The sequence below is a fragment of the Polymorphobacter megasporae genome, from assembly GCF_018982885.2.
Lineage (GTDB): Bacteria > Pseudomonadota > Alphaproteobacteria > Sphingomonadales > Sphingomonadaceae > Polymorphobacter_B > Polymorphobacter_B megasporae.
On the sequence record NZ_CP081848.1, the window covers coordinates 2,478,869 to 2,503,831 of the forward strand.

Genomic DNA, 24,963 nt, shown 5'->3' on the forward strand with positions numbered 1-24,963 from the left:
TCGATCAAAATTCACTCGATCAGGGGCGCGGTTCGTCCGCGTCGGGCACGCGGGGCTGGACGAGAACATAGGTGCCGAAGCTAACGTTGCGCAGCTTGCCAGCCTCCACGGCCTCATAAGGTGCGCTGAGAAGCTCTTCGAATGAACTGCACGGATCGTCGATAGCGCGTCCGTTCACATTATTCTCGACAACAACGCAATCGCTGACCGATCCGTTGGGGTTCACTGTCCAGACCACACCCAGACTTGTCCGAAGCTTGCCAAGTTGTGCCATAGATGGCGCAACGAGACTGCCGACCTGCCGGGTTGTAACTAGGGTAATTGTCGCATCGCTTGCTGGATCGTCGCCGGTGAGCTGGAAGATATGGTTGCCGATATTTCGCCGACAGTCAGTTATCGGCAAGATCTTGTCGACACCGTTCGATTGACCCGCACATTTTTCGATTGTGCCATCGCCAGCCAATGTCATCGTGACGATATCGGTAAGATCATTCAGCGGGGTATGGGCATTGATCGACCAGCGGACTGCGCCGATCGTTTCAACTTCTACCGCGACTCCCGCGCTTGAATGACCGGGCGCAAAGCGAAGCCGGGCGAGAGCTAGTTCGCACGTTTGTGCATCGAGCTCGGCGTCGCCCGGTTCTGGTATTGTGCAGTTGTGCGGAACACCATCGGTGTCCACCTTGAGATGAAAGACGACGCGAGCTTCCCGACCTAGCCGCAACGCGGCCTTCGGATAGTCGTCCTCACCGACGGTCATCGCCGCAAGCGGCCGCGGTCCAATGGCGACCGCGGACGCTAGCGCGAGGATGAACGTGATCATGCGGCCGATACCTCATGATCAGTCTTCGGCGGGAGCCTCAGACGGCGCATCCGCCATGTCGCTCGGCAGAGTGCCGGGCTCGGCGTTCGGGTCGAAGGCTTCGGTGAAGCCGGCGTTGTCGCGCTCGAACATGTCGGCCGAGACGTTGACGCCCTTCGCCTGAAGCTCGGCCTCTTCGGGCGAACGGGCGATGTTGACCGTGACCGTCACCGAGACCTCGGGGTGGAGCGAGATCTTGACCGAGTAGACGCCGAGCGCCTTGATCGGCTTGTCGAGAACGACCTGGTTGCGCGTGACGTGCGCGCCGTCGGCGGTCAGCGCTTCGGCGAGGTCGCGGGTGGCGACCGAACCATAAAGCTGGCCGGTGTTCGACGCCTGGCGGATGAGGATGATCGACTTGCCATCGATCGACTTCGATTCCTCCATCGCGATGTCGCGACGGCCGGCGTTCTCGGCCTCGATGTGCGCGCGGTTCGCCTCGAAGCGCTTCTTGTTCGCTTCGGACGCACGGAGCGCCTTGTTGTTGGGGAGGAGGAAGTTGCGGGCGAAACCGGGCTTCACATTGACGACGTCGCCGATGTTGCCGAGCTTTTCGACGCGCTCGAGAAGGATCACATCCATGAGTATCTGATCCCTACTTCACGAGGAACGGCAGCAGGCCGATGTGGCGGGCGCGCTTGATCGCCTGGGCCAGCTCGCGCTGCTTCTTGCCGCTGACGGCGGTGATCCGGCTCGGCACGATCTTGCCACGCTCGGAGACGAAGCCCTGCAACAGGCGCACGTCCTTGTAATCGATGACGGGGGCATTCGGACCCGAGAAGGGGCACGACTTGCGACGGCGGAAAAAGGGACGACCCATAGTGTGATACTCCCTTTAAGCCGCGCGCGGGCGGAAGCCGCCGCCACGATCGCCGCCACCACCGCCGCCGCCGAAGCCGCCGCCGCCGCCGCGCTCACCGCCGAAACCGCCGCTGCGCGGACGGTCGCCGCGATCGCCACGGTCGGGCCGGTCGCCGCGCGGGCGGTCGCCGTCACGGCTCTCGCGGTCGCGCTCACGGCTCTCGTTGCGGCGCATCATCGCCGACGGGCCTTCTTCCATCTCGTCGACGCGGACGGTCATGAAGCGGAGGATGTCCTCGCTCAGTCCGACCTGGCGCTCGAGCTCGGTGATCGCCGCCGCGGGGGCGTCGATGTTGAACATGACATAATGCGCCTTGCGGTTCTTCTTGATCCGGTAGGCGAGGGAGCGGAGGCCCCAATATTCGTTCTTCGCGACGCGACCGTCGTGATCGGTGATGATCTTGGTGAAGGCTTCGCTCATCGCATCGACCTGGGCATTGGCCAGGTCCTGACGCGCGAGGAAGACATGCTCGTACATCGGCATGTGTTGGTGTTCTCCTATGGCCGATCGTCGACGCCGCGCTGTGCGACGCCTCTCCGGCTGGCTGCTGAAACGGCGAACGGCCGGGGTTGCCCCCGGCCGCACGTCGGTGACGCCGTATGACGGACTGTCACGCAAAACGCAAGCGCGTCAGCCCTTTGTCGACGCGTACAGCTTCCACAGGTCGGCGATGTCCTTCATGCCGCCCTCGCCGACGCTGGCGAAGGTCGCTTTCGCCGCCGCGGCGTTGCCTGCCTTGAGCTGCGAGATGCCCTGGAAGACCTTGGCGCGGTCGACATAGGGGCCACCCGCCGCGGCCGACTTGGCATAGGCTGCCGCCGCCGCCGGATACTGGCCGAGACCGAAGTATGCGCCGCCCGCGACGTTCGCGGTCGCCGGGTCGGCGGCGAGCTTGGCGGCGTTTGCGCCAGCGGCCTGCGCGCGCTGCGCCGCGGCCTGCGCGAGCTTCGCGGTCATCGGGTCGGAGCCGAGGGTGCCGCCGGCCTTGGTCAGGACCGCCTGCGCAACGCCGGGCTGGTTGTTGACGATCGCGAGCTTGGCGTATTCCTGGATATCCTCGGGACGCGTCAGGTTGCCGGTGGCGTCCATCAGCTCGAACAGCGCGAGCTTCGCCTCGGGCTGCATCTGGTTCTTCTGCTGCTCTACGAGGAGGGTCTTCCAGCGGGCCGGGCTCGGATCGCTGCGGACGAGCTTCTCGGTCGTCGCCAGATAGCCCTTCTTGTCGCCCGACTTATACTGCGCGCCGGCAAGGTTCTCGAGGTACAGCGGCTTCGGCCCGTTCGACGCGATCAGCTTGTTGTACGACGTCACGGCCTCGGCATAATGGCCCTGTTTGATCGCCGCCTGCGCCATGAGCACCTGCATGTCGTCGCCGCCCGCCTGCTTGGCGTAGGTCACCGCCTTCGTGTAATTCCCGGCGTTATAATAGAGCGAAGCGAGCTGCTTCGGCGTCGCGGCGCCACCGGCCTGAAGCTCGTCGGCGGCCTTACCGTATTGCCCGGCCTTGGTGTAAACGTACGCTGCCATCTGCGCGACCTTGGTCCGCTCCTCGGGGGTCTTGGCGGCGGCCTTGGCGGTGTTGATCGCGTTGATCGCAGCCGCGCCGCTCGACTTCGCCGCCTGGTTGAGCGCGGTCCCGACCGCCTTCGACACCGCCGCCATCGCGGGGGCGGCAACCACTGGCATCAGCGCGAGCGCGGCGACGGTCGAAAAAAGTTTCAGCAACTTCATGTCATTCCCTCATGGTTCGGCGCTATGTCGTGAATCTGAACCCGGTCGCGTAGACGGGCGATGAACATCGCCACCCGTGCCGGGCAGGGCGACCTTATCCAATCATGCGCAAGGCGCAAAGGCTAATGGCGCGGAATTGCGCCCGCCCCCGCAACCGCCTAATCGCACCGTCTTCCGCGCAAAAAAGGAAATATCGTTGACGCGTGCATTCGTTTTTCCGGGGCAGGGGAGCCAGTCGGCGGGCATGGGCAAGGCGCTTGCCGCCGCGAGTCCGGCCGCGCGGGCGGTGTTCGAGGAGGTCGATTCGGCGCTCGGGCAGCATCTGTCGCGACTTATGTTCGACGGCTCGCTGACCGAATTGACGCTGACCGAGAACGCCCAGCCGGCGATCATGGCGCTGTCGATCGCGGTGTTGCGCGTCCTCGAAGCCGAAGGCGGGATCAGCGTCGCCGACAAGGCCGCGTTCGTCGCCGGGCACAGCCTCGGCGAATATAGCGCGCTCTGCGCTGCCGGTGCACTCACCCTCGCCGACACCGCGCGGTTGCTGCGGCTGCGCGGGCAGGCGATGCAGGCGGCGGTTCCGGTCGGCGTCGGTGCGATGGCGGTGCTGATCGGGCTCGATCTCGACAAGTGCATGCAGGCCGCTGCCGAAGCTGCCCAAGGCGAAGTTTGCGAAGTCGCCAACGACAATGCTCCCGGGCAGGTCGTCGTGTCGGGACACACTGAGGCGGTGGCGCGGGCGATCACGATCGCCAAGACGATGGGATCGCGGCATTCGGTCCTGCTGCCGGTGTCGGCGCCGTTCCACTGCTCGCTGATGGCCCCCGCCGCCGAGGCGATGCGTGTCGCGCTCGCCGATGTCGCGCTCGCTGCGCCGTTCGTCCCGCTGGTGTCGAACGTCACGGCGGACACGGTGGCGGCTCCCGACAGCGTCCGCAGCGGCCTCGTCGCGCAGGTCACCGGTCGGGTGCGGTGGCGCGAAAGCATCCTGATGATGACCGGCGCAGGCGTGACCAACTTCGTCGAGGTGGGCGCGAAAGTTCTCACGCCGATGGTCAAGCGGATCACCCCCGATGCCACCGCCGAGAGCGCGGCCGACACAGCGGGTATAGAAATGGTCGCGAAGAGACTTTAACCGATACGGCGATAGCGTGGCGTGGACTTCCGTCGGGCTCAAGTCGTTGAAGTTGTTCGGATAGGCCCACAGTGAAAAACTGCTCTTCGTGTGGACTTACGATTTCGAGCACTCGGATTGGGACACCCCGGATTGGGCCCGTCTGGTACATTGAGGGGAAGTAGAATGTTCGACCTTACGGGCATGACGGCGCTGGTGACCGGCGCGAGCGGCGGTATCGGCTCGGCGATCGCCCGCACGCTGGCGGCGCAGGGGGCGCGGCTGGCGCTGTCGGGAACGCGGGTCGGGCCGCTCGAGGCGCTCGCCGCCGAGCTGACCGGCGCGGTCGTCCTGCCGTGCGACCTTGGCGACGCGGCGGCGGTCGATGCGCTGGTGCCCGACGCGGTCAAGGCGCTGGGCTCGCTCGATATCCTCGTCAACAACGCCGGCGTCACCCGCGACAACCTCGCGATGCGGATGAAAGACGACGAGTGGGACACCGTAATGCGGGTCAACGTCGAGGCCGCCTTCCGCCTGTGCCGCGCCGCCTGCCGCCCGATGATGAAGGCGCGCTTCGGCCGCATCGTCACGATCACGTCGGTCGTCGGCCACACCGGCAACCCCGGGCAGATGAACTATGCCGCGTCGAAGGGCGCGCTGACCGCGATGTCGAAGGCGCTGGCGCAGGAAGTCGCGAGGCGCGGCATCACGGTGAACTGCGTCGCCCCGGGGTTCATCGCCTCGCCGATGACCGAGGCGCTGAGCGAGGCACAGACTGCCGCGCTGACGACGCGCATCCCCGCGGGGCGGCTGGGGGCGGGGGCCGATGTCGCCGCGGCGGTCGCGTATCTAGGGTCGCGTGAGGCCGGTTATGTCACGGGGGCCACGCTTCACGTCAACGGCGGGATGGCGATGCTCTGACCTACTTCCCTCTCCCGCTTGCGGGAGAGGGCGAGAGACGCGCCCGTAGGCGCGGCCCGGGGTGAGGGTGTCTCTAGCCCCGGGCGCGCAACTCGTGCTCGACCGTCGCCAGCACATGATCGAGCTTGGTAAAAACCTCGGCGTTCCAGAAGCGAACGACATGCCATCCTTCAGCCGTGAGCAACGCCGTTCGCTGCTCGTCGTACGCCACCGCACTGGCATGCTGGCTGCCGTCAAGTTCGATCACGAGCCGGGCGGCGATGCAGGCGAAGTCGGCGATGTACGGCCCGATGCTGTGTTGCCGCCGGAACTTCCAGCCAATGAAACGGCGATCGCGGAGTTCGGTCCAAAGGGCGGCTTCGGCGTCGGTCGACGCGGCACGAAGTGACGCAGCGTGGGGGCTGATGGTGCGACGGACGCGGGACATGGGGGGACGTTAGTTGCATGACGGCGATCGGGCCAGCGGCGGCACCGTCAGGCGGCGGCTCACTCGGCCGATGTGTTCGTTTGGATGGACACCCTCACCCCGGGCCGCGCCTGAAGGCGCGTCTCTCGCCCTCTCCCGCAAGCGGGAGAGGGAAGTCGGACGCGCGTGATGGAAGTCTTGTCAGCCTGCTCTTGCGCGGCTATCGCAATCGCCAAGGCTGAACGCCACGCCAATTGGAGAGGGTATCCCATGACCGATGTTGCCGACCGCGTTAAGAAGATCGTCGTCGAGCATCTTGGTGTCGAGGCCGACAAGGTTACCGAGGATGCCAGCTTTATCGACGATCTCGGGGCCGACAGCCTCGACACGGTCGAACTCGTCATGGCGTTCGAGGAGGAATTCGGCGTCGAAATCCCCGATGACGCCGCCGAGAAGATCCTGACCGTCAAGGATGCGATCGGCTTCATCGAGACGCATGCCAAGGCGTGAGGACCGGTTGATCAGGCCGAGAGTGGCCCGCGCGACGGCTCTCCGCAGTGGCGGAGGGCCGTTTTGCGTAGAGGCCCCGGGAATGCCGATCAGCACGAGGGGCATATTAGTTTGGGGAGGAACACGATGCGTCGTGTCGTGATTACCGGCGTCGGCATGGTTACCCCGCTCGGGGCCAACGTCGAGACCGTCTGGGCGAATATCCTCGCGTCGAAGTCGGGCGCGGGGCGGATTACGCGCTTCGACGCGACCGACTACGCGTGCCAGATCGCGATGGAAGTCAAGCACGGCGACGGCACCGGCGATACCTTCGACCAGACCAAGCGGATCGACCACAAGGTCCTCCGCCAGGTCGATCCGTTCATCATCTTCGGCATCGACGCCGCCGGCCAGGCGCTCGAGGATGCCGGGCTGACCGACATGACCGAGGAGGAGCGCTACCGCGCCGGCTGCATGATCGGCTCGGGCATCGGCGGGCTTCCCGGGATCGAAAAGGAATCGATCGTCCTCCACGAAAAGGGCCCGCGCCGGGTCTCGCCGCACTTCGTTCACGGGCGGTTGATCAACCTGATCTCGGGGCAGGTCAGCATCAAATACGGGCTGATGGGGCCGAACCACGCCGTCGTCACCGCCTGCTCGACCGGCGCGCATGCGATCGGCGATGCGGCGCGGCTGATCGCGCTCGACGACGCCGACGTCATGCTCGCGGGCGGGTCGGAGGGGGCGATCTGCCCGCTCGGCATCGCCGGGTTCAGCCAGGCGAAGGCGCTGGCGACCCACTTCAACGACGAGCCGACCCGCGCGAGCCGCCCGTACGACATCGACCGCGACGGCTTCGTCATGGGCGAGGGAGCTGGCATCGTCTGCCTCGAAGAATACGAGCGGGCGAAGGCGCGTGGCGCGACGATCTATGCCGAGGTCATCGGCTACGGCCTGACCGGCGACGCGTTCCACGTCACCGCGCCGCAGCCCGAAGGGTCGGGGGCGTTCCGCTCGATGCAGATGGCGCTCAAACGGGCCGGGCTCAACCCGTCGGACATCGACTATATCAACGCCCACGGCACCTCGACGATGGCCGACGAAATCGAGCTCGGCGCGGTCCGCCGTGCGTTCGGCAGTGCGATCGAGACGGTCAGCATCTCGTCGACCAAGTCAGCGATCGGCCATCTGCTCGGCGGGGCTGGGGCGGTCGAGAGCATCTTCTGCGCGCTGGCGATGCGCGACCAGATCGCACCGCCGACGCTCAATCTCGACAATCCATCGCCGGGCTGCGAGGGCTTCGACCTCGTCCCGCACGTCGCTAAGCCGCGACGGATCCGCGCGGTCCTCAACAACAGCTTCGGCTTCGGCGGGACCAACGCGACGCTCGTTCTCCGCTCGGTATGACGCGGTGAGCAGCCGGGGAACACGTGCGGCGCAGGCCTTCGTGGTCCTGCTGCTCGTCATCGGGCTGCCGCTGTTCGTCGCGCCGTGGTGGAGCTGGGGCAAGCACGGGACAACCACCCGCGACGTGGTTATCCCTGCCGGCACGACCCTTACCGGGGCGGCTTCGCGGCTGACCGATGCCGACGTGATCACGTCGGAGGGGCAGTTCCGCCTGCTGGCGCGGATGTTCGGCAAGCCCGAGCCGATCCGCGCCGGGACCTATCGCTTCGTCGAGGGGATCGGCTGGGGCGATTATCTGCGCCAGATGCAGCGCGGCGACGTCATCGCGCTGCGCGTGACGATCCCCGAAGGAATGCCGTCGGTGCTGGTTCACGACCGGCTGCTGGCGAACGCCAAGCTCACCGGGCCGGTCGAGATTCCCGTCGAGGGGTCGATCCTGCCCGACACCTACGACTTCCAGGTCGGTTCGACCCGCGCTGCTGCGGTCAAGCATATGCAAACGGCGATGGCGGACGAGCTGGCGAAGCTGTGGAAGGCGCGGACCCCGGCATCGGTTGTCAAGACGCCCGCCGAGGCGATCACCCTCGCGTCGATCGTCGAAAAGGAGACCGGGGTGCCCGCCGAGCGGCGGCTCGTCGCCGGGGTCTATTCGAACCGCTTGCGGACAGGGATGAAGCTCGATGCCGACCCGACGGTGATCTATCCGATCACGCAGGGCAAGCCGCTCGGGCGGCGGATCCTGCGGTCGGAGCTCAACCGCGACACCGGCTACAACACCTATCTCAAGCCCGGCCTGCCGAAGGGGCCGATCGCCAACCCGGGGCGCGCATCGATCGCCGCGGTGCTCGATCCGGCGGCGACCAAGGCGCTGTACTTCGTTGCCGATGGCAAGGGCGGACACGTCTTCGCGACGACGCTCGCCGAACAGAACGCCAATGTCGCCAAGTGGTTCGCGATCCGCCGCGCGCGCGGCGAGATGTGAGCCAGACGCGCCGCAAGCCGCGGCCGGGCGCGCCACGCCGTCCGCGCGCCGCGCCTGCCCGATCGCCAGCGCGGCGGATCGCGGGCGGCGTCGCCCGCGTCGCCGGCTTCGGCCTCCTCCTCTATTTCGGCGGCTTCGTCTGGTTCGTCGCGACGCGGCCCGGCCTTGCGCCGATCGACGAGCCGACCGACGCCGTCGTCGTCCTCACCGGCGGCCCCGGGCGGCTGGCGCGCGGAGCTGCGGTGCTCGCCGCGGGGAGCGCGAAGCGCATGCTCGTTTCGGGCGTCGGCGAGGGCGTCAGCCGCGCGGCGCTCGCGGCCTCGGTCGACGCGCCGGCGAAGCGCTTCGCGGGCCTCGTCGATCTCGGCTACCAGGCAGTCGATACAAGGTCGAATGCGGTCGAGACGACGGCGTGGGTCGGACGGCACGGCTTTCGCTCGCTACGGCTGGTGACGTCGTCGGCGCATATGCGGCGGGCTCGGCTCGAACTCGCGCTCAACCTGCCGTCGTCGGTGCGGATCGTCGAGGACGGCGTCGCCGGCGGCAGTCCGGTCGGCATCGCGCGCGAGTTCAACAAATACCTCCTCCGCCGCGCCGCGCTCGCGTTGGGGGCGGCATGATCGCGCTGCTCCGGTCGAGCGTCTTCGCGTTGGTCTTCTACGTCGGCTCGGTGCCGATCGTCGTGACCGCCATGCTCGTCGGCTTCATTGCCCCTGCCGCGGTGATCACCGTGGCGCGCATCTGGGCTGGCTGGTTCGCGCTGACGACGCGCTGGCTGCTCGGCATCCGCTGGCGGATCGTCGGCACAGTGCCCAACCACGCGGCGCTCGTCGCGCTCAAGCATCAGTCGAACTACGAGACGATCATGATTCTCTGGCTGTTCAAGCGACCCGCAGTGGTGCTCAAAGCCGAGCTTCTCGGCATCCCGGCGTGGGGCGCGGCGGCGCGCGCGCACGGCGTTATTCCGGTCGACCGCGCCGGGGCAGCAACTGCGCTGCGGGCGATGTTAAAGGCCGGGAACGCGGCGAAGTCGGCCGACCGCCCGGTCCTGATCTTCCCCGAGGGCACGCGGACCGCGGTCGGCACCGCGCCCGAACTCCGCGCCGGGCTCGCGGGCTTGTACCGCGCGCTTAAGCTGCCGCTGGTCCCGATCGCGTGTGATTCGGGGCGCTGCTGGCCGAAGGGCTTCGTCAAGCACGCCGGGGTCGTCACCTTCGTCGTCGGCGAGGCCATCCCCGCCGGGCTCGATCGCCCCGTGATCGAGGCTCGGGTCCACACCGCGATCAACGCGTTGAACCCGGCATGAAACGCGTACCCCTGTGGCTGACGATCGTCCCGCTCGCGCTCGGCGGCGCGGTCTATTGGCATTATTGGTCGGGGTGGCGTGACAACCTCCGCGCCGATGTCGCGGCGGTGGTGCCTGGGGCGACGATCAGCATCGGTGGCTTCCCGTACCGGATGGAGGGCAACGTCGCAGCACCCGCGATCACCTTCGGTGGAGCGGTCAAGACCTCGCTGCGGGCAGCGAGCGCGATCGTCAACCGCGGCCCGTGGCAGCGCGACCTTACCGTAATCCGCACCGCCAGCCCCGAGATCGATGTCGCCATCCCCGCGCTGCGCGACGTCGCCGCGCACTTAACCGCCACGTCGGCGGTGTCGAGCCTCCACATCGCCGCCGGGGTGATCGTTCGCCAGTCGAACGTTTTCGCCGCCGCCCGCGCGACGACCGCGCTGTTCGCCGCGCCGGTCACCGCCAACAGTTTCGAAGTCCATCTCCGCGAGACCCGCGCACGGTCGAACGAGGCCTGGTCGGCGACCCCGCCGCAACAGGCGCAGGTCGTGCTTTCCGGGACCGGCGTGCGTATCGGGCAGGGGGCACCGCTGACGCTTGCCGCCGACTTCGGGGTCACCGCGACGTCGCGGCTGCGCGATTATGCGGGCTGGGCGGCGGGGGGCACGGTCGAGGTGCATTCACTGACTCTCGCCGATGCGAGCGGCGAGGTGCTGGCAATGACCGCGAGCGGGGTTCCGGCGGAGGGGACGATCCGCCTGACCGGCACGATCACGACGGTGTGCCCGGCGAGCGTCGCCGCCGCTTTCGCCGCGAGCCGCGCGCCCGCCGAGCAGCGGCTGCGCAACCCGGTGCGGCTGGCGTTCGGCGGCGTGCCGGGGGCGTTCACCGTCGGCGCTCCGCCGCCGGGCGCGCCGACCGCGGTCCGCGCCCAGCTCCCACCGTGCCCGCTGCTGCGTTAGTTCTTGAGCCGCCAGCCCGACTTGAGCAGCCGGAAGGCGAGGATCCATAGCGCGACGTCGACCACCAGCAACACCACCGCACCCTGCGCGGCGAGCCCGTCGGACACGCCGAGGAAGCCGTAGCGGAAGCCGTCGATGATGTAGAAGAACGGGTTGGCGTGGCTCAGCGTCCGCATCACCGGCGACACCCGGTCGATCGCGTAGAACGTCCCCGACAGCAATGTCAGCGGCTGGACGACGAAGTTGGTCACCGCCGCAGCATGGTCGAACTTGTCGGCCCAGACACCGGTGAGGATCCCGAGCAGCGCCAGCATCACCGCGCCCATCGTCCCGAAGTACAGCACGACGGCCAAGTTGTTGATCGGCACGTCGACGCCCGGCGCGATGAGCATGATCACATAGATCGCGCTCCCGACCAGCCACGCCCGCGTCACCGCCCCGCCGACCCACGCGACGAGCAGCTCGCTCGACGACAAAGGCGGCATCAGAACGTCGACGATCGTCCCCTGGATCTTGGCGATCAGCAGCGACGACGACGTGTTGGCGAAGCTGTTCTGGATCATCCCCATGACGATCAGCCCGGGGCCGAGGAAGTCGGCGTACGGCACACCCATCACATTGGTCCGCCCCCGGCCGAGTGCGAGCGCGAAAATGACGAGGAAAAGCAGCGTCGTGATCGCCGGAGCCCACACCGTCTGGAGCTGGACCTTGAAAAACCGGCGAACTTCCTTCAGATAGAGGGTCTGCAGGCCCTGCCAGTTGACTCCCGGAATTACGGTCACGCCGGGTTCGCGGGCGACTCCCGGCAAGGTGGTTTTATCGAGCATGGCTCGCTTTAGCGCGCGGGCCCTATCCGCTGCAAGGTGGACCGACTGCTCACCCGCGTTTCGCGCGGGCAAGGAAGGAATAAATCGCCCCATGTCATGGACCGACGAACGCATCGCTTTGCTCCGCACCAGCTGGGAATCGGGGATGACCGCGAGCCAGATCGCCGAGGCGCTCGGCGAAGGCGTCACCCGCAACGCCGTCATCGGCAAGGCCCACCGCCTCGGCCTCGAAGCCCGCCCGTCGCCGGTCAAGGCCGGTGAGATCGTCGAGGACCTCGTCGACGGCGTCGTCGCGGCGGTCGAAGGCGTGATCAGCGCCGCCGGTGACGCGATCGCCGCGGTCGTCGCCCCGCGCGCCGCGCCGAAGCGCCCCGCGCGTCCGGTCGCCCCGCCCAAGCCGGCGAAGACGACCCTGCTCGACCTGAGCGAGAAGGTCTGCAAGTGGCCGATCGGTCATCCGGGCGAAACCGACTTCCACTTCTGCGGCAAGCCCTCGCAGGCGAGCTTTCCGTATTGCACCGAGCATTGCGCGATCGCGTATCAGGCGCAGCTGCCCCGCCGCGACCGCTCGCGCCCGCCCCCGCCGGTTATGCCGGGGATGGGTCCGCGGCGGTAGGGTCGGACCCAACGCTTACTTGAATTGCGGCGTATAACCTCGGTGCGCATCCTCTTCGGCGAGAAACCGGCAGCCTTGGCTCAATAGCGAATCGCGGCGAACGTCGGCGCTGCCGAGACCGGGGATGAAGAGCTGCCGGATGCGCCAGCCGTTGGTGTCGGGAATCACCGGAATGATCTCCGACCGGCCGTATTCGGGAGGCTGAGCGAGCTTTGGCGGTTGCGCCCCGACGACCTTGCCGAGCGGTCTGCCGTGTGAGGTGACAAGGCCGCTCGTATTCCTGCCTTCCACGGCGGCGCGTCCTTGCGCCACGGGAATGAACGCCGAATTGCCCGGTCCGCGATAGGCCAATAGCGAGCCGACGACCACCGCTTGAACCATCATTTCGAGCGTGCTCCACTCGCTTGGAACGGCGCACAACAGCCTGATCGCGGTACAGACGCCGATATTCTTCTGCTCGGCGAACTTCACGACCTTGTTGAGCTCGACCTCCTCAAGCCACCACTCGCCCTGAAGGACGAGGTCGGCGAGGATGTTCCGACCGAAGCGCATGATGCGGGTGCCGAGCGGGATGACGTATCGCTGCGGGCGCTCGATGCCGCCGTTCGTCGCGTGGCCGGCGGTGAGACCATCTGCGCCGTAGATCGGCGAGCTGGGCCCGCTGTAGCTGCCTTGGCCGCCCGCGATCAGCTCGGTACCGACGGCGTCGAAGAAACGCTGATTTGCGAACATATCCCCCCCTTGCGCTCCGGATCTGATCGCTGTCCGTTAGCTACCGATCTAGCATTCACGGAGGCTCGACGCGACTCTTGCGAGCAGCAAGTTACTCGGTCAGTGCAACTCTACACTGATGGATAGCGCAATCCTTAGATGGTTAGATGGACCTGACTTTACTTGAAAGCGCGCCATCATTCGTGTGCAAGCCGTCAACCCGCGCGGGGGGCGTTGATTAAGCCCGCCCGGCGAGCGCAATCAAATCCGCTCCTTCACATACCGCCCAGGCGCATCCTCGATCACCTTGAGCGCCCCATCCCCCGGCACCCGCGCCGCGACCTGCGCCCCCGACTTCGGTGTCAACCACGCGAGCCAATCGGGCCACCAGCTGCCCTTCGTCTCGACCGCCCCTTCGACGAACTCCGCGAGCGTCGGCGGCAGCGCGTCGTTGGTCCAATACTGGTATTTCTTGAGCGACGGCGGGTTGACCACGCCGGCGATGTGCCCCGACCCGGCGAGGATGAAGCGCTTCGGGCCGGCGAAGACCTGCGTCATCTTGTAGACCGACTTCGCCGGGGCGATGTGGTCGTCGCGGCCCGACTGGATGTAGCTTGGCGTCGTGACCGTCGACAGGTCGATCGGGACGCCCGCAACCTTGATCCCGCCGGGCTTCACCAGCAGGTTGTCGCGGTACATGTCCTTGAGGTAGCTCAGGTGCCAGCACGCCGGGACGTTGGTCGCGTCGCTGTTCCAGTAGAGCAGGTCGAACGGGAAATAGTCCTTCCCGAGCAGGTAGTTGTTGACGACATAGCCCCAGATCAGGTCGTTCGAGCGGAGCATGTTGAACGTCGTCGCCATCGCTCGGCCATCGGTATAGCCGGTCGCGGCGCTATTCTTCTCGACCGTCGCCAGCGACGCCTCGTCGACGAAGATGCTGAGGTCGCCCGCGTCGGCGAAGTCGATCTGCGCGGTGAAGAAGGTCGCGCTCGCCACCTTCGCCGCCTCGCCCTTCGCCTCGAGCAACGCCAGCGTCGCCGCGAGCACCGTCCCCGCGACGCAATAGCCGATGACATTGACGCTCTCCGCGCCCGTCGCTTCGAGCACGCGGGCGATCGCGGTCAACTGCCCTTCGGCGACGTACGAATCGAGCGTGACGTCGGCGGTGGTCGCGTCGGCATTCTTCCACGACACGACGAAGACCGTCAGCCCCTGCTCGACCGACCAGCGGATGAAGCTTTTCTCGGGGGTCAGGTCGAGGATGTAGAACTTGTTGATCCACGGCGGGAAGATCACCAGCGGCGTCGCGAACACCGTCGCGGTCGTCGGCGCATACTGGATCAGCTGGAACAGCCGGTTCTCGAACACGACCTTGCCCGGCGTCGCGGCAACGTCGCGCCCGACCGCGAAGGCGGTTTCGTCGGTCATCCGCATCCGCCCGCGCTGCATGTCGTCGAGCATATGCTCCAACCCCTTGAGCAGGTTATCGCCGCCGCTCGCCTCGGTCGCGGCGAGAACCTCGGGGTTGGTCAGCGGGAAGTTCGCCGGGCTCATCGCGTCGACGATCTGGCGGGTGTGGAACAGCGCCTTCGCCTTGGCGTGCGGGTCGAGCCCGTCGAGGTCGCCGGTCGCCTTCATCACGAAGTCCGACGCGAGCAGGTACGACTGGCGGATGAAATCGAACACCGGCTGCTCGTGCCACGCCGGGGCGGCGAAGCGCTTGTCGGCGACCTTGGCGACCGGGCTGTCCGCAGGGGTGCCGGTGAGGAACGCGGTCCATAGCGCCATGCTGTCGGTCATGAACTTCACCTGCGCCGTCATCAACTTTGCCGGATCGGCAGCGGCGGCGGTCGCCATCGCGGTCCATGTCGCCGCCAGCCCGAGCGGGTCCTCGGCGGCGAGCGGCTTGCCAGCCTGCGCCGCGACGAACGCCTGCATCATCGCCTGGCCGCGTGTCAGGGCGTCGGTCCACCGGGCGAGGTGGCGGGGGTCGGTCTGGTCGATCGTCATGGTCACTCCCCAGATTGCGCGTCGCGGGCTGTCTGCCAAGCCGCTTTGCGCGCTCGATTCACGAGTATATAGCAACGCTTGCTCCGCGACACTGACGCCGGGAGCTGAGGGAGCAATGTTTATGATCAAGACGATACTCGCTTTCGGTGCCTTGACGCTGGCGGTTGCGGCTCCCGCAGCAGCACAGATGGCGGCAGGCGCGCTGCCCAAGTGTTCGGCGACGGTTCGCGACTCGTGCGACCAGGGTGCCAACAATCCCAAGGCGATGTCGGCCGAGCAGGCGATGAAGTCGGGCGGCGTCGGTGACCGTGCCGACGACGGTTCGGCCAAGTCGATGCCGATGGCTCACAAGCCGATGATGCACCACAAGAAGCATCACATGATGAAGAAGACGACCACCACGACGACGACGAGCGACGCACCCGCGAGCGACGCCACGCCCAAGTAACCCCTCATCCCCGGCCCGGTTACGGCCGGGCCGGGAGACGACCATGACCGACGAGTTCTACCGCATCCGCCGCCTGCCGCCGTACGTCTTCGCCGAAGTCAACGCGATGAAGGCAGCGGCGCGAGCGCGGGGCGAGGACATCGTCGACCTCGGCATGGGCAACCCCGACTCACCGCCGCCCGCGCACGTCATCGCCAAGCTCGCCGAGGTTGCGGCCAAGCCCGACGCGCATGGTTACTCGGCGTCGAAGGGCATCCCCGGACTGCGCAAGGCACAAGCGGCCTATTACGCGCGCCGCTTCGGCGTCGAGGTCGACCCCGAGACCGAGGTCGTCGTCACGCTCGGCTCGAAGGAGGGGCTGGCGAACCTAGCGCAGGCGATCACCGCGCCGGGCGACGTCATCCTCGCGCCGAACCCGTCGTACCCGATCCACATGTTCGGCTTCATCATCGCGGGCTGCACGATCCGGTCGATCCCGGCGTCGCCCGGCCCCGATTTCTTCATCAAGCTCGAGCACGCGATGGCCTACACCGTGCCCAAGCCGACGGTGCTGGTGATGGGCTATCCGTCGAACCCGACCGCCGAGACGGTCGACCTTGCGTTCTACGAACAGGTCGTCGCGTTTGCGAAGGCGCATAATATCTGGGTGATCAGCGATCTCGCCTACGCCGAAATCTACTTCGACGGGCCGCCGACACCGTCGATCCTCCAGGTGCCGGGGGGCAAGGATGTCGCCGTCGAGTTCACCTCGATGTCGAAGACCTATTCGATGGCGGGATGGCGGATCGGCTTCGCGGTCGGCAACAAGACGCTGATAGCCGCGCTAACGCGGGTCAAGTCGTACCTCGATTACGGGGCGTTCACGCCGATCCAGGCGGCGGCGGTCGCGGCGCTCAACGGCCCGCAGGACTGTATCGCCGAGCATCGCGAGCTGTATCGCCGCCGCCGCGACGTGCTGATCGAAAGCTTCGGGCGCGCCGGGTGGGACATCCCGGTGCCGCGCGCGAGCATGTTCGCCTGGACCCCGATCCCCCCCGCGCTGCGCCATCTCGGCAGCCTCGAATTCACCAAGCAGCTCCTGACGCACGCGCAGGTCGCGGTCGCCCCCGGCACCGGCTTCGGCGAGGAGGGCGAAGGCTTCGTCCGCATCGCGCTCGTCGAGAACGAGCACCGCATCCGGCAGGCAGCGCGCGGGGTGAAGCGGTACCTCCAGTCGATGGGTGTCAACACGGCGGCGAAAGTCGGCTGAACCGGCGACGGGTGCGGGAGAAGGTATTGTCTGGGCGGTTTCGGGGAGTAATCGCGGTAGCGCTGCTGCTCGCGGTGCAGGGACGTGCGACGGCGGCGATCGAGCATTTTCCGGGCGACGGCGCCGGAGCCTATGCGACCGGGCGCGCCCGCGATCTGTTCGTCGAGCAGCTCGGCAAGCGGCCGGGCGACAGCCGCGCCAAGATCGACCGTGTCTTCGCGCAACTGTTCCATGGCGACGGGCAGGAGCAGCGACTGTATTTCGAGACCGGGGCGAATGCGAACGGGCCGCTCGCCTACATCACCGACTGGGCGAACAACGACGCGCGTACCGAGGGGATGAGCTACGGCATGATGATCGCCGTCCAGCTCGGCCATAAGCGCGAGTTCGATGCGCTATGGAACTGGTCGAAGACGTACATGCAGATCACCGACCCGGCGAACCCGTCGGTCGGCTATTTCGCATGGTCGATGGGGACCGACGGCTCGCCGCGCTCGACCGGGGCCGCCCCCGACGGCGAGGAATATTACGCGATGGCGCTGTATTTCGCCGCCAATCGCTGGGGCAATGGCACCGGCATCTACGACTATCGCGCCGAGGCCGACCGCATTCTGCGCGGGATGCGCCACCATCCGCTGCTGACCGCGACCCCGCCGTTCCGCATCCACCCCGACGATCCGCCGTTCGTCGAGCCCGCTCAGCCGTGGCCGAGCCCGAACAATCGGCGCGAGGCGGCCGAAGCGGCGGCGGCGGGCACACAGCTGCCGGTACGGGTCGCGCGCCCGCCGCGTGCCGTGAAGGTCGGGCCGATGGTCGACGAGGCGAGCGCGATGGTCCGCTTCGTCGCCGAGACCAACGTCGGCGGAACCGATGCGTCGTACCACCTGCCTGCATTCTACGAACTGTGGGCGCGCTGAGGTCCGGTCGAGGACCGCGCGTTCTGGGCGCGCGCGGCCGACGTCAGCCGCGACCTGTTCGTCCGCGTGACGGGACCGCGCACCGGCCTCGCCCCCGACCGCAGCGCCTTCGACGGCGGCTCGATCGACAATTGGGACGGCAAGCCGGCGCAGTTCGGCTACGATAGCTGGCGGACGGTGAGCAACTGGTCGGTCGACTACGGCTGGTGGCACAAGGACCCGCGCGAGCCGGTGCTCAGCGACCGCATCCAGGGGTTCCTCGATGGTCAGGGGATCGACCACTTCGCCGACCGCTACACCCTCGACGGCACCCCGCTGTCGACCCGCCACTCGCCCGGAATGGTCGCCGCGACCGCCGTCGGCAGCCTCGCCGCGACCCCGGGGCCGGTGTCGCGCAAGTTCGTCCAACAACTATGGGACATGCCGGTCCCTTCGGGCGAGCAACGCTATTTCGACGGGATCGTCTATCTGATGAGCCTGATGCACGTCGGCGGCGAGTTCCGCATCATTCAGCCCGCCAGGACCAAGCCCTAGTCGACCTTCGCGCTGTCGCCGCCGGTGACCTCGAAGTTCGCCCCCGTTGCCATCGCCGCCGCGTCGGAGGCGAGGAACACCGCCATCGGCGAGATGTCGTCGGGCTGGAGCCAGCCGACCTTCAACGGCACCGTCGGCGCGCGGACATCCCACGCCTCCTGCGGCGACGGATGCTCGGGAGCCTTGCGCCCGGTCTCGCCGATCGTCTCGCTTAGCCGCTTGTCGTATCGCGTCAGCGCGGTGTCGACGAGGCCCGGAAGGATCGCGTTGACGGTGATCCCGTACTCGCCGAGTTCGAGCGCCGCCGACTTCATCAGCCCGATGATGCCCCACTTCGACGCCGAATAGCTCGCCGCATCCTTGGTCCCGTGCTTGCCCTGGAGCGACGACAGCACGATAATCCGGCCCTTGCGGCGCGCGATCATCTTCGGCGCGAAGGCGCGGATCGTGTTCGCCGTGCCGTTGAGATTGTTGTCGATCACGTCTCGCCAGTCGGCGTCCTGCATCTCCATCAGCGGCACCCAGCGCTGGATCGCGGCGTTGGCGACGACGATGTCGATCTTGCCATGGTCGCGCTCGACCTTGTCGGCGATCCGGCGGAGCGCGGCGATGTCGCGGATATCGGCACGGATGCCTTCGCCGCGCCGCCCATACGCCTTGATCATCCGCACCGTCTCGTCGAGCTCGGCAGGGGTCGCGGGCACCGCGTTCGACGCACTCGATACCGGACCGGCGATGTCGACCGCGATGACGTCGGCCCCGTTCGCGGCGAACTCGACCGCGATCGCCCGCCCGATCCCGCGCGCCGCGCCGGTAACGACCGCGACCTTGCCCGTCAGCGCCGAGCCGCGCCCCGGCTTGACCGGACCCGCGCTCTGTTCGGCGGAAGGCTCGGGAACCGGCTGGCCGTTGAGGACGTGCGGATCGGTATCGGTCCGCTGCGCGGCTGCGCTGGTGGCAGCCGCCACGCCGACGGCGGCGTGCCGAGCATCAGGTTGCGGCGGACGGGGTCGTGGTCGGTCATTGTCGGGTCTCCGAGCGTTACCGGGCAACAACCTGTGCGATGTCCATGGGTTGCGCCGCTCGACCGGACGAACGGCGCTGCGTCAATCTGCCTGCCGGGGCGATCGCTCTCGCGAGCGGTCGCGATTTTGCTGTCCTACACACCGTCGTGCGCGTTAGCGTGATCGGATGAATGACCGTCCCGCCACGATCCGCCGAAACACCGCCGCGAGCAACCGCCGCCAGGCCATTCCGCGCGGTCCAGCGACCATTGCGCGCGCGCCGAAAACGTCAACTCTGTCAACTTATCCGCTCGTGTCGCTGGGGGCCGCGCGATGACGACGCCGCTGCGCATCGGCCTCGCGGGGCTCGGCACCGTCGGGGCGGGGGTGGTCAAGCTGCTCGATGCCAACGCCGGGCTGATCGAGCGCCGCGCCGATCGCTCGATCGTCGTTACCGCGGTTTCCGCGCGTGACCGCAATCGCGAGCGTGGGGTCGATCTCGCGCGCTTCGCGTGGGTCGACGATGCGACCGAACTCGCCGAACGCGACGACGTCGATGCGGTCGTCGAGCTCATCGGCGGCAGCGACGGCCCGGCGCTGGTCCTTGCGCGCGCGACGCTGACCGCGGGCAAGGCGTTCGTCACCGCGAACAAGGCGATGCTCGCGCATCATGGCCTCGATCTCGCGCAACTCGCTGAAAACACCAGCGCCGCGCTCAAGTACGAGGCGGCGGTCGCGGGCGGCATCCCGGTCATCAAGGGCCTGCGCGAGGGCGCGGCGGCGAACCGGATCGAGCGCGTCTATGGGATCCTCAACGGCACCTGCAATTACATCCTCAGCCGGATGGAGGCGGAGAAATTGTCGTTCGCCGCGGTCCTCGCCGACGCCCAGCGGCTCGGTTTCGCCGAGGCCGACCCGTCGTTCGATATCGACGGCATCGACGCCGCGCACAAATTGTCGATCCTCGCGGCGATAGCCTTCGGCGCACGGATCGACTTCGCCCACGTCGCGGTCGAGGGCATTCGCCATGTCGCCGCGGTCGACATCGACCACGCCGCGACGCTCGGCTTCCGCATCAAGCTCGTCGGGCTTGCGACCGAAGTCGACGGCGAGCTGTTCCAGCGCGTCCACCCGTGCCTCGTCCCGCTCGCCCACCCGCTCGCGCACGTCGACGGGTCGCTCAATGCCGTCGTCGCCGAGGGCGATTTCGTCGGGCGGCTGTTCTTCTCCGGACGCGGTGCGGGCGAGGGGCCGACCGCGAGCGCGGTCGTCGCCGACCTGATCGACGTCGCGCGCGGCGAGGTCGGCCCGGCGTTCGCGATGCCGACCGCACGCCTCGCGGCGCTCGCTCCCGCGGATACCGCCGCGCATGTCGGGCGCTTCTACCTGCGCGTGATGGTCGCCGACCGTCCGGGCGTCCTAGCGGAACTGACCGCAGCGTTGCGCGATGCGGGTGTGTCGATCGAAAGCCTGATCCAGCGCGGGCCGTCCGGCGGCGAAGTCCACGTCGTCATGGTCACCCACGCGGTCCGGCAATCGGCAATAGCGGCAGCGCTCGATCGGATGGCGACGTCGAACAGCGTCACCGCGCCGCCGATGATGATGCACATCCTCGATTTCTAGCAAGTCAGGGGCGCGGACAAACACGTGCTTTAGTGTGAACTTATTTTGAACTTAGCGGTGGATTTGCCTCCCGCTTTCCACCGCAGGCCGATTGGGCTACCCACCCGGCGCACGACCTTCAGGAGCCTCCATGCCCACGGTTAACAGCAGTTCGGTTCTCGACCGCGTCCTCGTCCTCGAAATGGTCCGGGTGACCGAGAAGGCGGCGATCGCCTGCCTGCCGCAGATCGGGCGCGGCGACGAGCACGCCGCCGACGCCGCCGCGGTCGAGGCGATGCGCGACGGATTGAACGAACTTGCCTTCGACGGCACGATCGTCATCGGCGAAGGCGAGCGCGACGAAGCCCCGATGCTGTTCATCGGCGAGAAGGTCGGCCGTTCGCAGGGCCATGGCCCCAAGATTGACATCGCGCTCGATCCGCTCGAAGGCACGACGATCTGCGCCAAGAACGGCCCGAACTCGCTCGCGGTTTTGGCCATCGCCGAGGAGGGCGGGCTGCTCAACGCCCCCGACGTCTACATGGACAAGATCGCGATCGGCCCGGGCTATGCCGACGGCACGATCGACCTCGCCCGGTCGGTGACGGCGAACATCGAGTCGCTGGCGGCGGCGAAGGGCGTTGCGCCCGCCGACATCACCGCCTGCGTCCTCGACCGTCCGCGCCACGAGGCGCTGATCAAGGAACTTCGCGCGATCGGCTGCGGCATCATGCTGATCGGCGACGGCGACGTTGCCGGAGTGATTGCGACGACCAACCCCGACACCGGCATCGACATCTACGTCGGCAGCGGCGGCGCCCCCGAAGGCGTCCTTGCGGCGGCGGCGCTGCGCTGCGTCGGCGGCCAGTTCCAGGGGCGGCTGGTTTTCCGCAACGACGACGAGAAGGCGCGCGCCCGCAAGTGGGGCATCGCCGACCTCGACCGGATCTACAAGCTCGAGGACCTCGCCAAAGGCGACGTGATCTTCGCCGCGACGGGGGTCACCGACGGCTCGCTGCTGGCGGGGGTGAAGACGCTGCGCGACGGCACGGTGACGACCGAGAGCGTGGTGATGCGCGCGTCGTCGGGGACGGTGCGGTGGGTGAAGACCGAGCATCGCGGCAGCTGAGCGGGCAGGGGCGGGGCGGTCGACGACGGGGCGTAACTCCGCTGTCCTACAGGGGCATCAAGAGCGTACGGTCCCGGCTTCGAGTCGGGTCGCGTTGGTCCGACACCGCGCTCTTTCTCATTGTTGGCCGCCGATTTTTCCGCGCGTTCACCCAACCCTCCTGCTCCCCTCCCCTTCAGGGGAGGGGTCGGGGGTGGGGCAGTTGCCGCAAGCTCCTCCGACTGGGGCTTCCGCAACCCCGGGCCGGCGCAATCGAGCCGTCTCTCGCCCCTCCCCTAAAGGCGAGGGGAAGCAGTAAAACGATGTCCAAAACCGTGAACTTCGTGTGACCTTTGGCCGGTGACCTTCAGTCCGGTTGGCGCGCACCCGGCAGCGCCGGACCCCGGGCGACGAACTCGCGCCACAGCATAACCAGCACCGCCATCACCGCCGGCCCGACAAAAAGCCCAAGCATTCCAAGGCTTTCGACCCCGCCGAGGATGCCGACTAGCACCCACAGGAAGGGCAGGCGGGTGGTGTTGCCGATTAGCGCCGGACGCAGCGTGTGGTCGACGATCAGGACGAAGACGAGCCCCACCGCCGTGACAATGATCGCCGCGACGGTACTGCCGATCGCCATCGTCAGCAGCCCGGCGATGATGATGACGACCGCCGCGCCCATCGGGATCGCTGCCGCGACCCCGGTCAGCGCCCCGAGCAGGAGGGGGTGCGGGACCCCGGCAACGAGATACGCCACCCCCATCACCACGCCCTCGCCGATGCCGACGAGCACAAGCCCGTTGATCGTGCCGCGGACCGAGCGGAGGATTTGCTCGGCGACGCGCTCGCCCGACGCGCCGAACAGCCGGTGCCCGGCGGTGATCGCCTGCACCGCGACAGTGACGCGGTCGCGGAGAAGGAAGAATAGGGTCAGTAGCGCAAAGGCGAACGACGTCGTCCGCCGCAGGACGTCGACCCCGAAAAGTCGCGAATGCCGCATGGCGACGGCATTGACCTTGTCGAGCGTCCCCGCCGCAGCGTCGGGAGTCGACAGCGTCGCCTGCCACCAGTCGGCCACCGCCTGCGCGCCGAACGGCAGCCGCGCGACCCACGCGGGCTGCGGGATGCCGTCGTGCCGCGCCTTCGCCAGCCAGTCGGCGACTTGATGCGCCTCGTGGGTCGCCTGGATCACGCCGAGCGTCAGCGGCGCGAGGACGAGCACCGCGATCGCCAGCGTCACCAGCGCGGGCAGCCACGTCCGCCGCCCGCCGGGCCAGCGCGCCTCGGCGCGGGCATAAAGCGGTGCGATGGCGATCGCGATGATCCCGCCCCACAGGATCGCGCGCAGGAAGCCCGACGCGATCCACAGCCCGAAGCCAAGGAACGCCAAGGTCATGACGATCCGCGCGACACGGTGCCGCTGGTCGGCAGCGGGTTCTTCGGGCTGGTCGATGATCATCGATTCGTCGTTCATCGGCCAAGTCTACACGCCCGCAGGGGATTGCGAAATCGGGCGGCGCACGTCACGCTGCGGGTTATGAAAGTCATCCTCCGCGCCACCGCAGCCCTTGCCCTGACTGCCGCCGCAGTCCCCCTCGGCGCCGCGCCGCTGGCGCCCGATCCGGCAGCGATGCGGTCGACGATCACGACGCTCGTCGGCTTCGGCACCCGGCACACGCTGTCGACGACGACCGACCCGGTCCGCGGCATCGGCGCGGCGCGGCGCTGGGCGAGCGGGCGCTTCGACGCGATCGGCAAGGCGTGCGGCGGGTGCCTCGCGGTCGAGACCGTCGGCGACACCTTCACCGGCCCGCGCGCCCCCGCCGGGGTCAGGGTCGAGGACGTCTTCGCCGTGCAGAAGGGGACGAGCGACCCGATGCGCGTCGTCATCGTCCAAGGGCATATCGACAGTCGGATCAGTGACAGCGCCAACGCCACCGGCGACGCTCCTGGGGCGAACGACGACGCCAGCGGGGTCGCAGTCGTCCTTGAGGCCGCCCGGCTGCTGAGCAAAGAAAAGTTCGCCGCGACGATCGTCTACGCCGTCCTGTCGGGGGAGGAGCAGGGCCTGTGGGGCGGGCAGCTGCTCGCCCGGACCGCGAAGGCGCGCGGCTGGAAGATCGCCGGGGTCCTCAACAACGACATCGTCGGCAACACCCACGGCATCGGCGGCGAGCATGTCGACAACACCGTCCGCGTCTTCAGCGAAGGCCTGAGCGCCGCCGCCGACCTCGACGCTGCCAAGGCGATGCGGGCGATCGGGGCCGAGGACGACTCGCCGTCGCGGTCGCTGGCCAAGGCGATCGCCCGGGTCGCTTCAGCTAACCCCGGCAGCCTCAGGGTCTTCGCCGTCCGCCGGTCCGACCGCTTTGGCCGCGGCGGCGACCAGCTGCCGTTCATGGAGGCGGGCTACCCCGCGGTCCGCATCACCGAGGCGACCGAGAACTATGACCGCCAGCACCAGGACATCCGGGTCGAGAACGGCCGCAAGTACGGCGATGTGATCGACGGGGTCGACTTCCCTTATCTCGCCAAGGTCGCGGCGCTCAATGTCGCCACCCTCCGCGAGCTCGCCACGGCGCCCGCCGCTCCGGCGACCGCGACGATCGCGGGTGCGGTCAGCGACGACACGACGGTCAACTGGGCAGCGTCCCCCGGGGCAAGCGGCTACCGCATCCGCTGGCGCCGCGCCGACAGCTTTACCTGGACCGATGCGAACGATGTCCCGGCCACCACGACCAGCCTCGTCCTGCCGCACGTCAATATAGACGACCATTTCTTCGGGGTCGCGGCGCTGTCGGCAAGTGGGGCCGAGAGCCTCGTTACCTTCGCCGGGCCGGTCCCGCGCCCGGCGCCCGGCAGCGCCAGATAGACCATCATCGTGGTTGACAAACCAACTCTTGCAATCGG

At 67.8% G+C, this 24,963-nt stretch carries 27 protein-coding genes; 16 read left to right on the forward strand and 11 right to left on the reverse strand.

From position 1 onward, the window contains the following. Positions 1 to 19 precede the first annotated feature (19 nt). The 5 genes from KTC28_RS11630 to KTC28_RS11650 form a co-directional block, all read right to left on the reverse strand. Complete coding sequence (locus tag KTC28_RS11630; protein WP_216710935.1) at positions 20 to 823, reverse strand: energy transducer TonB; 804 nt, start codon at positions 821 to 823, stop codon at positions 20 to 22. Between the two features lie 18 nt (positions 824 to 841). Next, entirely contained in the window at positions 842 to 1,444 is a 603-nt protein-coding gene (gene rplI, locus KTC28_RS11635) for a 50S ribosomal protein L9 (protein WP_216710936.1), read from the reverse strand. Between the two features lie 13 nt (positions 1,445 to 1,457). Then, a complete protein-coding gene (gene rpsR, locus KTC28_RS11640) occupies positions 1,458 to 1,682 on the reverse strand; it encodes a 30S ribosomal protein S18 (protein WP_216710937.1) in 225 nt (74 codons plus the stop codon). A 15-nt stretch (positions 1,683 to 1,697) separates the two neighbouring features. After that, positions 1,698 to 2,207 carry a 30S ribosomal protein S6 gene (gene rpsF / locus KTC28_RS11645; protein WP_216710938.1) on the reverse strand — a complete coding sequence of 170 codons (510 nt, stop codon included), beginning with the start codon at positions 2,205 to 2,207 and terminating at the stop codon, positions 1,698 to 1,700. A gap of 147 nt (positions 2,208 to 2,354) precedes the next feature. Further along, entirely contained in the window at positions 2,355 to 3,455 is a 1,101-nt protein-coding gene (locus KTC28_RS11650; protein ID WP_216710939.1) for a tetratricopeptide repeat protein, read from the reverse strand. A gap of 244 nt (positions 3,456 to 3,699) precedes the next feature. On the opposite strand from KTC28_RS11650, the gene KTC28_RS11655 reads away from it, so the two are divergent. Then, positions 3,700 to 4,590, forward strand: coding sequence for an ACP S-malonyltransferase (locus KTC28_RS11655; protein ID WP_216710960.1), 891 nt, complete (start codon positions 3,700 to 3,702; stop codon positions 4,588 to 4,590). A gap of 165 nt (positions 4,591 to 4,755) precedes the next feature. Further along, a complete protein-coding gene (gene fabG, locus KTC28_RS11660) occupies positions 4,756 to 5,490 on the forward strand; it encodes a 3-oxoacyl-ACP reductase FabG (RefSeq protein WP_216710940.1) in 735 nt (244 codons plus the stop codon). Positions 5,491 to 5,563: 73 nt separating this feature from the next. On the opposite strand, the gene KTC28_RS11665 is transcribed toward fabG, so the two are convergent. After that, positions 5,564 to 5,917: an endonuclease domain-containing protein gene (locus KTC28_RS11665; protein ID WP_216710941.1), complete on the reverse strand. Its 354-nt coding sequence runs from the start codon at positions 5,915 to 5,917 to the stop codon at positions 5,564 to 5,566. A 249-nt stretch (positions 5,918 to 6,166) separates the two neighbouring features. Here KTC28_RS11665 and KTC28_RS11670 point away from each other — a divergent pair, with 249 nt between their 5' ends. The 6 genes from KTC28_RS11670 to KTC28_RS11695 all read left to right on the forward strand — a co-directional run bounded on the left by KTC28_RS11670 (position 6,167) and on the right by KTC28_RS11695 (position 11,027). After that, positions 6,167 to 6,406, forward strand: coding sequence for an acyl carrier protein (locus KTC28_RS11670; RefSeq protein ID WP_174272757.1), 240 nt, complete (start codon positions 6,167 to 6,169; stop codon positions 6,404 to 6,406). Positions 6,407 to 6,532: 126 nt separating this feature from the next. After that, entirely contained in the window at positions 6,533 to 7,792 is a 1,260-nt protein-coding gene (fabF, locus tag KTC28_RS11675; protein WP_216710942.1) for a beta-ketoacyl-ACP synthase II, read from the forward strand. Between the two features lie 4 nt (positions 7,793 to 7,796). Next, positions 7,797 to 8,774, forward strand: coding sequence for an endolytic transglycosylase MltG (mltG, locus tag KTC28_RS11680; RefSeq protein ID WP_255601963.1), 978 nt, complete (start codon positions 7,797 to 7,799; stop codon positions 8,772 to 8,774). Further along, on the forward strand, positions 8,771 to 9,394 hold the full coding sequence (locus tag KTC28_RS11685; protein ID WP_255601964.1) for a YdcF family protein: 624 nt from the start codon (positions 8,771 to 8,773) through the stop codon (positions 9,392 to 9,394). Before mltG ends, KTC28_RS11685 begins: the two co-directional genes overlap by 4 nt. Continuing rightward, on the forward strand, positions 9,391 to 10,080 hold the full coding sequence (locus KTC28_RS11690; protein ID WP_216710943.1) for a lysophospholipid acyltransferase family protein: 690 nt from the start codon (positions 9,391 to 9,393) through the stop codon (positions 10,078 to 10,080). Before KTC28_RS11685 ends, KTC28_RS11690 begins: the two co-directional genes overlap by 4 nt. Then, a complete protein-coding gene (locus tag KTC28_RS11695) occupies positions 10,077 to 11,027 on the forward strand; it encodes a hypothetical protein (protein ID WP_216710944.1) in 951 nt (316 codons plus the stop codon). Before KTC28_RS11690 ends, KTC28_RS11695 begins: the two co-directional genes overlap by 4 nt. On the opposite strand, the gene KTC28_RS11700 is transcribed toward KTC28_RS11695, so the two are convergent. Continuing rightward, positions 11,024 to 11,854 (reverse strand): ABC transporter permease, encoded by an 831-nt coding sequence (locus tag KTC28_RS11700; RefSeq protein WP_216710945.1) that lies wholly within the window; start codon positions 11,852 to 11,854, stop codon positions 11,024 to 11,026. The genes KTC28_RS11695 and KTC28_RS11700 overlap by 4 nt on opposite strands. Positions 11,855 to 11,945: 91 nt before the next feature. Between KTC28_RS11700 and KTC28_RS11705 the strand changes: the two genes are divergently transcribed. Beyond that, positions 11,946 to 12,470, forward strand: a complete 525-nt coding sequence (locus KTC28_RS11705) for a GcrA family cell cycle regulator (RefSeq protein ID WP_216710946.1) — start codon at positions 11,946 to 11,948, stop codon at positions 12,468 to 12,470. Between the two features lie 15 nt (positions 12,471 to 12,485). On the opposite strand, the gene KTC28_RS11710 is transcribed toward KTC28_RS11705, so the two are convergent. Further along, positions 12,486 to 13,202 (reverse strand): hypothetical protein, encoded by a 717-nt coding sequence (locus KTC28_RS11710; protein WP_216710947.1) that lies wholly within the window; start codon positions 13,200 to 13,202, stop codon positions 12,486 to 12,488. 240 nt (positions 13,203 to 13,442) lie between these two features. Beyond that, positions 13,443 to 15,191, reverse strand: coding sequence for a PHA/PHB synthase family protein (locus KTC28_RS11715; protein ID WP_216710948.1), 1,749 nt, complete (start codon positions 15,189 to 15,191; stop codon positions 13,443 to 13,445). 121 nt (positions 15,192 to 15,312) lie between these two features. Here KTC28_RS11715 and KTC28_RS11720 point away from each other — a divergent pair, with 121 nt between their 5' ends. The 4 genes from KTC28_RS11720 to KTC28_RS11735 all read left to right on the forward strand — a co-directional run bounded on the left by KTC28_RS11720 (position 15,313) and on the right by KTC28_RS11735 (position 18,339). Further along, positions 15,313 to 15,639, forward strand: coding sequence for a hypothetical protein (locus KTC28_RS11720; protein WP_216710949.1), 327 nt, complete (start codon positions 15,313 to 15,315; stop codon positions 15,637 to 15,639). Between the two features lie 43 nt (positions 15,640 to 15,682). Next, on the forward strand, positions 15,683 to 16,888 hold the full coding sequence (locus tag KTC28_RS11725) for an LL-diaminopimelate aminotransferase (RefSeq protein ID WP_216710950.1): 1,206 nt from the start codon (positions 15,683 to 15,685) through the stop codon (positions 16,886 to 16,888). Positions 16,889 to 16,914: 26 nt separating this feature from the next. Beyond that, a complete protein-coding gene (locus tag KTC28_RS11730; RefSeq protein ID WP_216710951.1) occupies positions 16,915 to 17,805 on the forward strand; it encodes a glycosyl hydrolase family 8 in 891 nt (296 codons plus the stop codon). A 66-nt stretch (positions 17,806 to 17,871) separates the two neighbouring features. Beyond that, entirely contained in the window at positions 17,872 to 18,339 is a 468-nt protein-coding gene (locus tag KTC28_RS11735) for a hypothetical protein (RefSeq protein WP_216710952.1), read from the forward strand. Here the strand turns inward: KTC28_RS11735 and KTC28_RS11740 are convergent. After that, a complete protein-coding gene (locus KTC28_RS11740) occupies positions 18,336 to 19,307 on the reverse strand; it encodes an SDR family NAD(P)-dependent oxidoreductase (RefSeq protein ID WP_216710953.1) in 972 nt (323 codons plus the stop codon). The two genes, KTC28_RS11735 and KTC28_RS11740, sit on opposite strands and share 4 nt — an antisense overlap. 369 nt (positions 19,308 to 19,676) lie before the next feature. On the opposite strand from KTC28_RS11740, the gene KTC28_RS11745 reads away from it, so the two are divergent. After that, positions 19,677 to 20,966, forward strand: coding sequence for a homoserine dehydrogenase (locus KTC28_RS11745; protein ID WP_216710954.1), 1,290 nt, complete (start codon positions 19,677 to 19,679; stop codon positions 20,964 to 20,966). A gap of 130 nt (positions 20,967 to 21,096) precedes the next feature. Continuing rightward, positions 21,097 to 22,074 (forward strand): class II fructose-bisphosphatase, encoded by a 978-nt coding sequence (gene glpX / locus KTC28_RS11750; RefSeq protein WP_216710955.1) that lies wholly within the window; start codon positions 21,097 to 21,099, stop codon positions 22,072 to 22,074. A 346-nt stretch (positions 22,075 to 22,420) separates the two neighbouring features. Here glpX and KTC28_RS11755 read toward each other — a convergent pair whose 3' ends face one another. Next, positions 22,421 to 23,527, reverse strand: a complete 1,107-nt coding sequence (locus KTC28_RS11755) for an AI-2E family transporter (protein WP_255601965.1) — start codon at positions 23,525 to 23,527, stop codon at positions 22,421 to 22,423. 63 nt (positions 23,528 to 23,590) lie between these two features. Here KTC28_RS11755 and KTC28_RS11760 point away from each other — a divergent pair, with 63 nt between their 5' ends. Beyond that, positions 23,591 to 24,925, forward strand: coding sequence for a M28 family peptidase (locus KTC28_RS11760; protein WP_216710956.1), 1,335 nt, complete (start codon positions 23,591 to 23,593; stop codon positions 24,923 to 24,925). Positions 24,926 to 24,963: the final 38 nt, after the last annotated feature.